Below are 12,856 nucleotides of genomic sequence, written 5' to 3'. Positions count from 1 at the left end.
AGCAACGGTCGCGCCGGACACGCCGCCGGCCAAAACCCGTGGGCGCCGTAAGCCCGAAATGTCCGTGGCGGGCCCATTGGACATCGTCTCGCTCGATGGCGAAGCGCGGGGCGTCGGGCGTTTGATGAACGAGGATGGCACGCCAGGGAAGGTTGTCTTCGTGGAAGGCGCATTGCCGGGCGAGCGGGTGATGTACCGCAGTCACCGCGTCAAGTCGTCGTACGAGCAGGCGAGTGTCGTGAACATTCTGCGCCAGTCCGCTTCGCGCGTGACGCCGCGGTGCAAGTTTTTCGGGGTGTGCGGTGGCTGCTCGATGCAGCATCTGGATTCGCGCGCGCAGGTTGCGATCAAGCAGCGTGTGCTGGAAGACGATCTGTGGCATTTGGCCAAGCTGCGCCCGGACGTGGTGTTCCGACCCATTGCCGGCCCGGATTGGGGCTACCGCTATCGCGCGCGTTTGACTGTGCGCCATGTCGCGGCCAAAGGTGGCGTGCTGGTGGGTTTTCACGAGCGCAAAAGCAGCTATGTGGCCGACATGACGTCGTGCGAGGTGTTGCCGCCGCACGTGTCCGCGCTGCTGGTGCCGTTGCGCGAGTTGGTGGGGCGCCTGTCGATCGTGCAGCGTATGCCGCAGATCGAGCTGGCAGTCGGCCAGGATGTGACCGCGCTGGTGTTGCGTAACCTGGAGCCAATCACCGCTGAAGATGAGGTGGAACTGCGCGCTTTCGCCGATCATCACAACGTTCAGTTCTGGCTGCAGCCCAAGGGGCCGGATACGGTGTATCCGTTCCATCCGCTCGATCGTACGCTGACGTACACGCTGCCCGAGTTCGGCATCACCATGCCGTTCAAGCCGACGGATTTCACGCAGGTCAATCACCAGATCAACCGGGCGCTGATGTCGCGGGCGCTGAAGCTGCTTGACGCGCAACCGGGCGATCGGCTGCTCGACCTGTTCTGCGGTATCGGCAATTTCACGCTGCCAATGGCTACGCGTGCCCGCGAGGTGATGGGGATCGAAGGCAGCGAGGCGCTGACGACGCGTGCGCTTGTCAACGCCCAGCACAACGGCCTGGATGCGAAGACGACATTCGCTTGCCGCAATCTGTTCGAAGTGACGGCTGACGATATTGCCGCGCTGGGCAAGTTTGATCGTTGGCTGATCGATCCGCCGCGCGAAGGCGCGCTGGCCGTGTCCAAGGCGCTGGCCGAGTTGTCTCAGCGCGGCGGTGATGCGGCCCATTTGCTGCCGAAGCGCATTGTTTACGTGTCATGTAATCCGGCGACGCTGGCGCGCGACGCGGGTCTGCTTGTGCATGAAGCGGGCTACAGGCTGGCCGGCGCGGGCGTAGTGAACATGTTCCCGCACACATCACATGTGGAATCGATGGCGGTATTCGAGCGCGTCTGATCGCTCGTCACGTAGTCTTGCGTGCAAAAGAAAACCGGCGCAGCAAGCGCCGGTTTTTTAGTTGCTCCGCGCTATTGCTAGCGCGTTGCGGGCCAAATTTGGCTCAGTTGCGATTCCCGCCGAAGATGCCCAGGATCGCCAGCAGGTTCGTGAAGATGTTGTAGACGTCCAGATAGATCGCCAGGGTGGCGGTCACGTAGTTGGTCTCGCCGCCGTTCACGATACGCTGCACGTCGAACAGGATGTAGGCAGAGAAGATCGCGATGGCCAGCACCGAGATCGTCAGCATCATCGCCGGCAGTTGCAGCCAGATATTGGCCACCGAGCCAACGATCAGCACCAGCACGCCCATGAACAGCCACTTGCCCAGGCCCGAGAAATCTCGCTTGCTGACCGTGGCCACCGTTGCCATCACGCCGAAGATGATCGCTGTTCCGCCGAACGCCGTCATGATGAGCGACGCGCCGTTCGAGAAGCCCAGAATCATGCCGATCAGCCGCGACAGCATCAGCCCCATGAAGAACGTGAAACCGAGCAGCAGCGCCACGCCCAAGCCGCTGTTCTTGAACCGCTCAATGGCGTAGAAGAAGCCAAAGGCCACTGCCATGAAGATGACGAAACCCATCAGCGGGTTGCGCCCCATCAGATTGAAGCCGGTAGCGACGCCGATCCAGGCACCGAGGATGGTGGGGATCATGGAAAGCGCGAGCAGCCAATAGGTATTGCGCAGCACGCGGTTGCGGACGGCCAACGCGCCGGCGGTGCCGGAAGCGCCAAAACCGTACGTGTTGAGTTGGTTGTCCATGCGAACTCCTTGGGGTGAATGACATTGCAGACAATGCGACGACACAGCGAATGTGGCATCCAAAGCAGGCTTTTGCAAGCCGCGCCGTCCTTACTTGGAGAGTCAGCATGCCACGCGGTTCCGGTCGCTGGCCGGCAATCGCGGCGGAAAGTGCTCTTTGCAGGTGACTTTCCGTACCCCCAATAAGGGGATCCTAAGGCGCGTACATCGGGCTGGCAGCGTGCTCAGTGCGAAGTGATCGTTGCGCCTCCCGTCTCTCCCGGCATGCGCGGCGTCGGGTTGCACCGCTTGACATCCAATCTGGCTCCCTCCCGTGTTAGAATCTAACGTTTATCTTTCACGTAACACCTTCATTTTTTGGAGTTTTTGATGGCGCTCGAACGCACTTTGTCGATTATCAAACCGGATGCCGTGGCCAAGAATGTCATCGGCCAGATCTACGCCCGCTTCGAAGGTGCAGGCCTGAAGATCGTCGCAGCCAAGATGATCCACCTGTCGCGCGCAGAAGCCGAGCAGTTCTACGCCGTGCACAAGGAGCGCCCGTTCTTCAAGGATCTGGTGGACTTCATGATCTCGGGCCCGGTGATGGTGCAAGCACTGGAAGGCGAAAACGCAATCGCCAAGAACCGTGACCTGATGGGTGCAACCGATCCGAAGAAGGCTGAGAAGGGCACGATCCGCGCCGACTTCGCTGACAGCATCGACGCCAACGCCGTGCACGGTTCGGACGCTGCTGAAACGGCTGCCGTGGAAGTCGCTTTCTTCTTCCCGGGCTTGAACATTTACAGCCGCTAAGCGTCAACACTAGACTGGAATTGGTGGTTTCGGGTTGCAAGTCATGAGCGATGTGGTGAATCTCCTCGATTTCGACGCACAGGGTCTTCTCGCGTACTGCGAGAGTCTGGGTGAGAAATCGTTTCGCGCCAAGCAGTTGCAGCGCTGGATTCACCAGTCGGGCGCGTCCGATTTTGGCGAGATGACCGATCTCGCCAAGTCGCTGCGCGAAAAGCTCGCGACCCGCGCCAACGTCCAGGCACCGGCGGTCATTACCGATCACCTTTCGTCGGACGGCACGCGCAAATGGCTGGTCGACGTGGGGCAGGGCAATGCCGTCGAGACGGTCTACATCCCCGAAGAGACGCGTGGCACGTTGTGCGTATCGTCTCAGGCGGGGTGTGCCGTCAACTGCCGGTTCTGTTCGACCGGCAAGCAGGGCTTCTCGCGCAATCTCAGTACCGGCGAGATCATCGGTCAGCTGTGGATGGCCGAGTTCGCCATGCGCAAGCAACTCGGTCGCGGCCCCAAGGACGACCGCGTCATCACCAATGTGGTGATGATGGGCATGGGCGAGCCGCTGCTGAACTACGACGCCGTGGTGCCGGCGCTGGCTTTGATGCTGGACGACAACGCGTATGGCCTTTCGCGCCGGCGCGTAACCGTATCCACCTCCGGCGTGGTTCCGATGATGGACCGTCTTGCGCGCGATGTGCCCGTGGCGCTTGCAGTGTCGCTGCATGCGTCCAACGATGCGTTGCGCGACATGCTCGTGCCGCTCAACAAGAAGTACCCGCTGGCCGAACTGATGGCTGCCTGCCGCCGCTATCTTGAGTTCGCGCCGCGCGATTTCATCACCTTTGAATACTGCATGCTCGATGGCGTCAACGACACCGTCGAGCATGCCCGTGAACTGTTGCGCGTCGTGGCTGACGTGCCGTGCAAGTTCAACCTGATCCCGTTCAACCCGTTCCCGGAATCAGGGTTGAAGCGCTCGAACAATGAGCAGATCCGCCGCTTCTCACAAGTGCTGCTGGATGCTGGCATTGTCACCACCATCCGCAAGACGCGTGGCGACGACATCGATGCGGCCTGCGGCCAGCTCGCTGGCGAGGTCAAAGATCGCACACGCCTGGCCGAGCGCGGCAAGTTCGGCAAGATCGTCGAGATCCCCGTGGTCGGGGCCGACTCAACTCACCGCATGGGTACCGCATGAAGCGTTGGTCGACTGCTGTCAGTCTGGTCTTCACGCTGGCAGCCGCCGGGTGCGCGTTGTCGCCGCCGGTCCAGACACAGACACGAGAAGTTGCAACAGTACCCGATCAAAAGGCCGACGCCGGTCGCCGGGCCGCGATCCGATTGCAACTCGCGACGCAATACCTGGAAGCCGGCCAGAATGCGACAGCGCTTGAGGAAATCAAGAACGCCATCGCGATCGATCCGAACGTCCCGAATGCGTATCACATCCGCGCGCTGGCCTATATGAATCTCGGTCAACGCGAACAAGCTGACGAGAGTTTCCGCAGCGCTCTGGCCGCGACACCGCAAGACGGTGACCTGCTGAACAACTACGGCTGGTTCCTGTGCTCGCAAGGCGGCAAGCCAGATCAAGGCATGACGATGCTGCGCCAGGCTATCGAGGCGCCGGCCGCCGCCAGCCCGGCCAAGCCGTGGACGAACCTGGGTGTTTGCCAGATGCGCCAAGGCGATCTGGATGGCGCGGAGAAGAGCCTGACGCGCGCCACCTACATCGACGCAAACAATCTGCTGACCAACCTCACGTTGGCGCAGCTTTATTACAAACGCCGCGAATATGCGCGTGCCATGCCGTTTATCGAACGTGTGAATGGTCGTGGCAATGCGACGGCGGAAAGCCTGTGGCTGGGCGCTCGCATCGCGCGCCGCCTGGGTGACGCTTCGCAGCAGAACGCGTGGAGCGCGCAATTGCAGCGCCGTTTCCCCAATGCGCCCGAAGAGGCGGCATTCGAACGAGGAGCCTGGGATGACTGACCGCGACGTGGCAAGCGCTGCCGACCTCTCTCACGGCACGGCGCCTGCCTCGAATCCGCCTGCCGCCGCGTCGCCTGAGCGCGACGACGCGTTGCGTCAGATTGCCGAACGTCTGCGTGCCGGCCGTGAGCATCAGCGTCTGACGGTCGACGATCTGGCCACGCGCTTGAAAGTGGCGCCGGGCAAGTTGTTGGCGGTGGAATCGGCAGATGTCGGAGCATTGCCCGACATGACATTTACCAAGGGGCTCATCCGTGCCTATGCGCGCGCTTTGCAGGTCGATGTCGATGATCAGCTTGCGCGTTTGAACGCGCGTGCGCCGGTCACCAACATTGGCTTGCGTCCCGAGGGTGGGCTCGGTGAATCGTTCTCCGACAAACCGAGTTTTGCTAAGCGGCGGAGCGGCAGTGGCCGCTGGCTGATCGGCGTGCTGGTTGCAGTGATTGTGGCGGCCGGCGCGCTGGTCGGTATGGACCGTCTCAAGCAGTGGTTTGCCACGCAAACCGCGGCTACGCAAAACACCGACTCCACCGCGAAGGAAGCACCGGCGGTGGAGCAAGCCGCGCCCGCGCAAGTGGCTCCAGCGGCTGAGCAGGCCCCGGCAGAAACGCCGGCAGCTTCGATGCCGACACCGTTGACGCCCGTTACGCCGGCCGCTCCGGCCTCCGGTGTGGTGACTGCGCCGTTGGCGCCGCCGCCCACGCTGCCACGTTCGGACAATGGCGCCGCGCCGGCGCCCGCTGTAGCCGTTGCGGGTGCCAAGCCGGCTGTGATCAACGTCGACGCTCCGGTCTCCGCTCTGCCGACGGAAGCCGCCAAGCCGGCTGAATCGGGCGGCGGTACGGTCTCGGTACGCTTCTCCGGTTCGTCTTGGTACGAGATCAAGGACAAGACTGGGAAGACGCTTGCCAGTGGCATTTCCAAGGAAGGTGACGCACGCGATCTGACCGGTACGCCGCCATTCAAGGTCGTCTTCGGCAATGCGGAAGCCGTTGAATCGCTGGCTGTGGGCGGTGCCACCGTCGATCTTCAGAAGTACGCCCGCAATCGCGTGGCACGGGCTACGTTGCCCTGAACCGTTTTGTAAATGGCGCGGCACCTGTGGGCGGCGCTCCTTGTCTGATCATGGAAATCACCACGCCTCTCGATTGCGCTCCAGCCTTGGTGGGCCCGTTGCCGCGCCGGAACTCGCGCGCTGCGGAAATCCGCTGGGGCGATCGCGTCGTGCATGTCGGCGGCGACGCGCCGGTCTGTGTGCAATCGATGACGAATACCGACACGTCGGACGCCATCGGTACCGCAATCCAGGTAAAGGAACTGGCGCGTGCCGGCTCTGAGTTGGTGCGTATCACAGTGGATACGCCGGCCGCCGCCGCGGCGGTGCCGGCCATCCGCGAGCAGCTCGACCGCATGGGTGTGGATGTGCCGCTGGTGGGGGATTTTCACTACAACGGCCACAAGCTGCTGCAGGACTATCCGGAGTGCGCGCAGGCGCTGTCCAAGTACCGCATCAACCCGGGCAATGTCGGGCAGGGTGCCAAGCGCGACACGCAGTTCGCGCAGATGATCGAGATCGCCTGCCGCTACGACAAGCCGGTGCGTATCGGTGTGAATTGGGGCAGCCTCGATCAGGATTTGCTCGCCCGCATCATGGACGAGAACGCGCAACGCGCATCTCCGTGGGATGCCCGTGCCGTGATGGTTGAGGCGTTGATTACCTCGGCGATCCAGTCCGCGCAGAAGGCTGAAGAACTGGGCTTGCCAGGCAGCCAGATCATCCTGTCATGCAAGGTCTCGGCAGTGCAGGATCTGATTGCTGTGTACCGCGAGCTGGCGCGTCGCTGCAATTACGCGCTGCACCTGGGTCTGACCGAGGCCGGCATGGGTAGCAAGGGCATCGTCGCTTCCACGGCGGCGTTGTCGGTGCTGCTGCAGGAAGGCATCGGCGACACGATCCGCATTTCGCTCACGCCGGAGCCGGGTGCGCCACGCGAGAAGGAAGTCATCGTCGCGCAAGAAATTCTGCAGACCATGGGCCTGCGTAATTTCACCCCCATGGTGATCGCGTGCCCGGGTTGCGGGCGCACGACCAGTACGGTGTTCCAGGAGCTGGCGGCGCGCATCCAGTCATACCTGCGTGAGCAGATGCCGATGTGGAAGATGCAGTACCCCGGCGTCGAAGAGATGAACGTGGCCGTGATGGGCTGCATCGTCAACGGTCCCGGGGAGAGCAAGCACGCCAACATCGGCATTTCGCTGCCAGGCACGGGCGAATCTCCGGCGGCGCCGGTGTTCGTGGACGGCGTGAAGGTGAAAACGCTGCGCGGCGAACGCATCACAGAAGAATTCCAGACGATCGTCGACGAGTACGTGCGCACGCATTACGGCGCACAGGCTGCGGCGACGGTCTAAAGCAGCATCAGGCTTCGGAGCCCGAAGCCGAAGCACGAAACGACTGGCCGGCCCGCATCGAGATAGATGCGAGAGCCGGTTTTCAACGTGACATCATGAGCGATACACAAAAACAACGCGTGCAGAAGATCGCCGGCGTCAAAGGCATGAACGACCTGCTGCCCAGTGACGCCCCCCTGTGGGAGCACTTTGATAACGCGGTGCGCAGCATGCTGCGCGCCTATGGCTACCAGCAGATTCGCACGCCGATCGTCGAGCAGACGCAATTGTTTGTGCGTGGCATCGGCGAGGTGACGGATATCGTCGAGAAGGAGATGTACACCTTCACCGATGCGTTGAACGGCGAGCAACTGACCATGCGCCCCGAAGGTACCGCTGCCGCCGTGCGCGCCGTGATCGAGCACAACCTGCTGTACGACGGTCCGAAGCGCCTGTGGTACACCGGCCCGATGTTCCGCCACGAGCGTCCGCAGCGCGGTCGCTATCGCCAGTTCCATCAGGTTGGCGTGGAAGCGCTTGGCTTTGCGGGCCCGGACATCGACGCAGAAGTCATCCTGATGTGCCAGCGTCTGTGGGACGACCTCGGCCTCGTCGGCCTGAAGCTGGAGCTGAACTCGCTTGGCCAGGCAGAGGAGCGCGCCGCGCACCGTGCCGACCTGATCAAGTACCTGGAAGGTTTCCAGGACATTCTGGATGAGGACGGTAAGCGCCGCCTGTACACCAACCCGCTTCGCGTACTCGACACGAAGAACCCGGCGCTGCAGGAAATGGCCGCCGGCGCGCCGAAGCTGATCGACTACCTGGGCGACGAGTCGCGCGCGCACTTTGAAGGCGTGCAGAAGCTGCTCAAGGCGAACAACATTCCGTTCACCATCAATCCGCGCCTGGTGCGGGGGTTGGATTACTACAACCTCACCGTCTTCGAGTGGACGACGGACAAGCTGGGCGCGCAGGGAACGGTGGCCGGCGGCGGCCGCTATGACCCGCTGATCGAGCAGATCGGCGGGAAGCCTGCCCCCGCATGCGGCTGGGCGATGGGGGTAGAACGCATCATCGAACTGTTGCGTGAGGAAAAGCTTGAGCCCGAAGCGCAAGGCTGTGACGTCTACATCGTCCACCAGGGCGATGAGGCGCAGGTGCAGGCGCTGATCGCGGCAGAGCGACTGCGCGATGCCGGCCTCGACGTCATCCTTCACGCCTCGCCGGAAGGCCGCAACGGTAGCTTCAAGTCGCAGTTCAAGCGCGCTGACGCAAGTGGCGCATCCTATGCGGTTATCATTGGCGACGATGAAGTCACCCAAGGTGTTGCGCAGATCAAGCCGCTGCGTGGCGATCCGACCGCGGATGCCCAGCAGACCGTGCCGTCGGACCAACTGGTCGACCGCCTGATCGATGCCATGGTGGCCAACAACGACTAACCGCGGCAGTGCGTTCGGCAGCGAACCACCGCGACCCACATCCAATATTCAAGCTCTGCAAAGCATGGCCTACGATCTCGAAGAACAGGAACAAATAGAGAGTCTCAAGCACTGGTGGCGTGATAACGGCAATGTGATCACGTGGATCGCCATCGTGGTGCTGCTCGCTGTGGCGGGCTGGTTTGGCTGGAAAAACTGGCAGCGCAAGCAGGCCGGCGAAGCGTCCGTGCTGTACGAACAGGTGCAGAAGGCCGTAGATGGCAAGGACGCTGAGAAGATCAAGCGCGCCGCGACTGACATGGAAGCCAAGTTTGGCGGCACGGCCTACGCGCAGATGAGCGCGCTGGCCGCAGCCAAGGCGCTGTACGAATCCAACGATGCGGCGGGCGCCAAGGCGCAACTGCAATGGACGGTTGATCATGCGCGCGACGATGAATACAAGGCGCTCGCCAAGCTGCGCCTGGCTGGCCTTCTGCTCGACGAGAAAGCCTACGATCAGGGCATCGCGCTAGTCTCCGGCGACGTTGCGCCGGCGTTCGCCGGGCTGTACGCCGATCGTCGCGGTGATTTGCTGGCCGCGCAGAACAAGAACGACGACGCCCGTGCTGCCTACAAGTTGGCGCTGGAAAAGTTTGGTCCGGCCGACGCTTCCGCGCGCCAGATCGTGCAGTTCAAGCTGGATGCCCTGGGCGGCGCCTGATTGGGGCACCCGGTGCAATTCAACGCATAACAAAAGGATCCCGATTTCATGATTCACGCACTTGAGCAGGGTGGTGTCGCGCGCGGTGTTGCACAGGCGGCACGCGTGGCAGTGCTGGCACTGGCAGCGACGGCTGTCCTCGGTGGTTGCTCGCTGTTCAGCAGCAAGAACAAGCATGAACCAGCCAAGCTGACGGAAGTTCAGCAAGTGCTGGCCGTGCGCCAGGTGTGGAGCGTGAGCGTCGGCAAGAGCGGCCGCTACGTGATGCAGCCGGCGGTGGCAGGCAACAATGTTTATGTGTCGGCCGCTGGCGGTACTGTGACCGCCCTGGATGGCGCCACCGGTCGCACGGTCTGGCAAGGCAAGGCGGACGTCGACCTGACCTCCGGCCCTGGCAGCGATGGCACGCTGACGGCGGTGGCAGGTGAGAAGGGCGCGGTCATCGCGTTCGACGAAAAGGGCGCGCAGAAGTGGAAGATCGCCGTCAACGGTGAAGTCCTGACGGCGCCGCTGGTGGGCCAGGGATTGGTGATCGTTCGCACGACCGATGGCCGCGTCTTGGGTCTGGACCCCAGCAACGGTGAACGCAAGTGGATTTATCAGCGTTCTCCGTCGGCACTGAACCTGCGTAGCAGTCTGCCGATGATTTTCGCCGGCGATAACATCGTCCTCGGTTTTGCCGGTGGCAAGCTCGGTGCGCTGTCGGCCAGCAATGGCGCGTTGCGCTGGGAAGCTGCCGTGTCGTATCCGCGTGGTGTATCGGAAATCGAGCGCCTGAACGATGTGACCGGTGCACCGTCGATCAACGGTTCGCAAGTCTGTGCGGCCAGCTTCCAGGGGCGCGTGGCTTGTTTTGATCTGAGCACCGGCGCTCCGCGCTGGGGTCGTGATTTCTCGTCGCCGACCGGTGTGACTCAGGATGATGACGGGCTGTTCGCGGCGGACGAGAAGTCGGTGGTCTACGGTTTTAACGCACAAAACGGTGCCGATCTCTGGAAGAACGACGCACTGCTGTGGCGCGACCTCGGTACGCCGCTGGCGTTTGGCCGTGCGGTCATCGTGGGCGATTCCGAAGGTTGGCTGCACTTCCTGTCGCGTGACGACGGCAAGTTCGTCGCCCGCGTGAAAACCGACAGCAGTGCCATTGGCGCAGCACCCGTGGTGGTTGGCCAGACGTTGGTCGTCCAAACCCGCGGTGGCGGTGTCTACGGCTATCTGCCGAAATAACATTGGCCGCCGCGGCCCGGATGGGCTGTGGCGGCACACGCATCACATCGGGGCGGCATCGCCGCCTTGGACTTGCGCCCGCGTACTCCGCGGGCGTCTTGCATCTGTGTCATCAGGCATTCAGCCGTGCAGATGCCAACCGCAGTTGCAACAATCAGAATTTGCCGTGGCGCCATTCGCGTGCGGCACACAAGCATGAAACCAGTCATTGCCCTCGTAGGGCGGCCGAATGTCGGCAAATCGACCCTCTTCAACCGTCTGACGCGCTCGCGTGACGCGTTGGTCGCGGATATCCCTGGCCTGACGCGCGATCGTCACTACGGCGAAGGCCGTGTGGGCGACCGTCCGTTCATCGCCATCGATACCGGCGGCTTCGAACCCGTCGCCAAGGACGGCATCGTTGCGGAGATGGCAAAGCAGACGCGCCAGGCCGTGGTTGAAGCCGATGTCGTGATCTTCATCGTCGATGGTCGTCTGGGGCTGGCGCCGCAGGATCGCGTGATTGCCGATTACTTGCGCAAAACCGGGCGCCGCATCCTTTTGGCCGTCAACAAGGCTGAAGGCATGCGCTACACCGCCGTCGCCAGCGATTTTTACGAACTTGGTCTGGGCGATCCGGCTGCTATCTCGGCGGCGCACGGTGATGGTGTCAATGACTTGGTGGCCGAAGCGCTCGACCTGGCGTTTGCCGAGCGCCCCGAGCTTGCCGAGGCAGCCGACGCGCACAACCACGGCACTCGTATTGCCATCGTTGGCCGTCCGAACGTCGGTAAGTCGACTCTGGTGAACGCCCTCATCGGCGAAGAGCGCGTGATCGCGTTCGATATGCCGGGCACTACGCGCGATGCCATCTACGTGGATTTCGAGCGTAACGGCAAGCCTTACACGCTCATCGATACGGCCGGCTTGCGCAAGCGTGGCAAGGTGTTCGAGGCAATCGAGAAATTCTCGGTGGTGAAGACGCTGCAGTCGATTGCCGACGCTAACGTGGTTGTGCTGATCCTCGACGCGCAGCAGGACATTTCCGACCAGGACGCGCATATCGCTGGTTTCATCGTCGAGTCCGGGCGCGCGCTGGTGATTGGCGTGAACAAGTGGGATGGTCTGACCGGCCATGCTCGCGATCGAATCAAGCACGATATGGAGCGCAAGCTGCAGTTCCTGTCGTTTGCCAACGTGCATTACATCTCGGCCAAGGAGCGCACGGGCATTGGCGCGCTGATGAAGTCCGTGGACGCCGCTTACGCAGCCGCCATGGTCAAGCTGCCGACGCCCAAGCTCACGCGCGTGCTGATGGAGGCGGTGGAGTATCAGCAACCGCGTCGCGCAGGCGTCTCGCGGCCGAAGCTGCGCTACGCGCACCAGGGCGGTTCCAACCCGCCGATCGTGGTGATTCACGGCAACGCGCTGTCGAATATCCCCGAGACCTATCGCCGCTTCCTGGAGGGGCGTTTCCGCGAGGCCTTCCAACTGAAAGGCACGCCGCTTCGGATCGAATTTCGTACGAACAAAAACCCGTACGCTCAATCGAACGATTGAGCATCGCACGGGCGGTGCTCGACGGCGGGGGCGTGTGACGCGGGGGCATTCGAACGGGGGATCACCAAAATGGCCGAGCCATTTCATATGGCGGGGTCATCGGTTTTCCGTTTGCTTTCCCTGATTTCTAAGGCTAAATTCTCGAGACATGGCGCTTGGTGTCTGCAAACCCAGGCGCCATCGGCGTCATTTGGACGCGTCTGGCCGACTCTTTTGACGAACTTTTTTTGCGTCGCCTGCTTGAACCCGGGCTTCCTAGCCCCATAACCCATCACTAAACCTATAAATCTGGAGTGTGCCATGAGCAACAAAGGGCAATTGCTACAAGACCCGTTTCTGAATGCGCTGCGTAAGGAGCATGTGCCGGTGTCGATCTACCTCGTCAACGGTATCAAGCTGCAAGGCAACATCGAGTCGTTCGACCAATACGTCGTGCTCCTGCGTAATACCGTGACGCAGATGGTGTACAAGCATGCGATCTCCACCGTGGTGCCGGCCCGTGCCGTGAATTTCCGCGTGGACGAAGCGCCTGACGCCTGATTCTGCCTCGCTCCCGCCGC

The 12,856-nt window shown here is 62.3% G+C and carries 12 protein-coding genes; 11 read left to right on the top strand and 1 reads right to left on the bottom strand.

Annotation, left to right across the window (positions count from 1 at the left end; genetic code table 11):
• The first annotated feature begins 58 nt into the window (after positions 1 to 58).
• Positions 59 to 1,411 carry a 23S rRNA (uracil(1939)-C(5))-methyltransferase RlmD gene (gene rlmD / locus M1D44_RS08675; protein WP_316853813.1) on the top strand — a complete coding sequence of 451 codons (1,353 nt, stop codon included), beginning with the start codon at positions 59 to 61 and terminating at the stop codon, positions 1,409 to 1,411.
• 103 nt (positions 1,412 to 1,514) lie between these two features.
• Here the strand turns inward: rlmD and M1D44_RS08670 are convergent, their stop codons facing one another.
• The gene (locus M1D44_RS08670; protein ID WP_024975969.1) at positions 1,515 to 2,216 is read right to left on the bottom strand and encodes a Bax inhibitor-1/YccA family protein; all 702 of its coding nucleotides are present in this window, start codon (positions 2,214 to 2,216) and stop codon (positions 1,515 to 1,517) included.
• 369 nt (positions 2,217 to 2,585) lie between these two features.
• Between M1D44_RS08670 and ndk the strand changes: the two genes are divergently transcribed.
• The 10 genes from ndk to hfq all read left to right on the top strand — a co-directional run bounded on the left by ndk (position 2,586) and on the right by hfq (position 12,836).
• Entirely contained in the window at positions 2,586 to 3,011 is a 426-nt protein-coding gene (ndk, locus tag M1D44_RS08665) for a nucleoside-diphosphate kinase (RefSeq protein WP_004626298.1), read from the top strand.
• Between the two features lie 43 nt (positions 3,012 to 3,054).
• Positions 3,055 to 4,206: a dual-specificity RNA methyltransferase RlmN gene (gene rlmN, locus M1D44_RS08660; protein WP_112185139.1), complete on the top strand. Its 1,152-nt coding sequence runs from the start codon at positions 3,055 to 3,057 to the stop codon at positions 4,204 to 4,206.
• A complete protein-coding gene (pilW, locus tag M1D44_RS08655; protein ID WP_112185137.1) occupies positions 4,203 to 5,000 on the top strand; it encodes a type IV pilus biogenesis/stability protein PilW in 798 nt (265 codons plus the stop codon). Before rlmN ends, pilW begins: the two co-directional genes overlap by 4 nt.
• Positions 4,993 to 6,075, top strand: a complete 1,083-nt coding sequence (locus tag M1D44_RS08650) for a RodZ family helix-turn-helix domain-containing protein (protein ID WP_316853768.1) — start codon at positions 4,993 to 4,995, stop codon at positions 6,073 to 6,075. The genes pilW and M1D44_RS08650 overlap by 8 nt, the downstream gene beginning before the upstream one ends.
• A 50-nt stretch (positions 6,076 to 6,125) precedes the next feature.
• The gene (gene ispG / locus M1D44_RS08645) at positions 6,126 to 7,412 is read left to right on the top strand and encodes a flavodoxin-dependent (E)-4-hydroxy-3-methylbut-2-enyl-diphosphate synthase (RefSeq protein ID WP_112185133.1); all 1,287 of its coding nucleotides are present in this window, start codon (positions 6,126 to 6,128) and stop codon (positions 7,410 to 7,412) included.
• A gap of 95 nt (positions 7,413 to 7,507) precedes the next feature.
• Positions 7,508 to 8,830 carry a histidine--tRNA ligase gene (hisS, locus tag M1D44_RS08640; RefSeq protein ID WP_024975964.1) on the top strand — a complete coding sequence of 441 codons (1,323 nt, stop codon included), beginning with the start codon at positions 7,508 to 7,510 and terminating at the stop codon, positions 8,828 to 8,830.
• A 64-nt stretch (positions 8,831 to 8,894) separates the two neighbouring features.
• Positions 8,895 to 9,530 (top strand): YfgM family protein, encoded by a 636-nt coding sequence (locus tag M1D44_RS08635; RefSeq protein ID WP_316853767.1) that lies wholly within the window; start codon positions 8,895 to 8,897, stop codon positions 9,528 to 9,530.
• A 48-nt stretch (positions 9,531 to 9,578) separates the two neighbouring features.
• Positions 9,579 to 10,757 carry an outer membrane protein assembly factor BamB gene (bamB, locus tag M1D44_RS08630; protein ID WP_024975962.1) on the top strand — a complete coding sequence of 393 codons (1,179 nt, stop codon included), beginning with the start codon at positions 9,579 to 9,581 and terminating at the stop codon, positions 10,755 to 10,757.
• A gap of 195 nt (positions 10,758 to 10,952) precedes the next feature.
• Entirely contained in the window at positions 10,953 to 12,296 is a 1,344-nt protein-coding gene (gene der, locus M1D44_RS08625) for a ribosome biogenesis GTPase Der (protein ID WP_024975961.1), read from the top strand.
• Positions 12,297 to 12,596: 300 nt separating this feature from the next.
• Positions 12,597 to 12,836 carry an RNA chaperone Hfq gene (gene hfq, locus M1D44_RS08620; RefSeq protein ID WP_004626316.1) on the top strand — a complete coding sequence of 80 codons (240 nt, stop codon included), beginning with the start codon at positions 12,597 to 12,599 and terminating at the stop codon, positions 12,834 to 12,836.
• Positions 12,837 to 12,856: the final 20 nt, after the last annotated feature.

The organism is Ralstonia sp. SA306 (genome assembly GCF_054792405.1).
The sequence above is the reverse complement of the archived record's forward strand: the minus strand, read 5'-3'. Positions and strand labels throughout refer to the sequence as shown.

Coding starts and splice junctions, on each gene's coding strand:
- rlmD (WP_316853813.1), top strand. CDS start 59: ATGTCCGTGGCGGGCCCATTGGACATCGTCTCGCTCGATGGCGAAGCG.
- M1D44_RS08670 (WP_024975969.1), bottom strand. CDS start 2,216: ATGGACAACCAACTCAACACGTACGGTTTTGGCGCTTCCGGCACCGCC.
- ndk (WP_004626298.1), top strand. CDS start 2,586: ATGGCGCTCGAACGCACTTTGTCGATTATCAAACCGGATGCCGTGGCC.
- rlmN (WP_112185139.1), top strand. CDS start 3,055: ATGAGCGATGTGGTGAATCTCCTCGATTTCGACGCACAGGGTCTTCTC.
- pilW (WP_112185137.1), top strand. CDS start 4,203: ATGAAGCGTTGGTCGACTGCTGTCAGTCTGGTCTTCACGCTGGCAGCC.
- M1D44_RS08650 (WP_316853768.1), top strand. CDS start 4,993: ATGACTGACCGCGACGTGGCAAGCGCTGCCGACCTCTCTCACGGCACG.
- ispG (WP_112185133.1), top strand. CDS start 6,126: ATGGAAATCACCACGCCTCTCGATTGCGCTCCAGCCTTGGTGGGCCCG.
- hisS (WP_024975964.1), top strand. CDS start 7,508: ATGAGCGATACACAAAAACAACGCGTGCAGAAGATCGCCGGCGTCAAA.
- M1D44_RS08635 (WP_316853767.1), top strand. CDS start 8,895: ATGGCCTACGATCTCGAAGAACAGGAACAAATAGAGAGTCTCAAGCAC.
- bamB (WP_024975962.1), top strand. CDS start 9,579: ATGATTCACGCACTTGAGCAGGGTGGTGTCGCGCGCGGTGTTGCACAG.
- der (WP_024975961.1), top strand. CDS start 10,953: ATGAAACCAGTCATTGCCCTCGTAGGGCGGCCGAATGTCGGCAAATCG.
- hfq (WP_004626316.1), top strand. CDS start 12,597: ATGAGCAACAAAGGGCAATTGCTACAAGACCCGTTTCTGAATGCGCTG.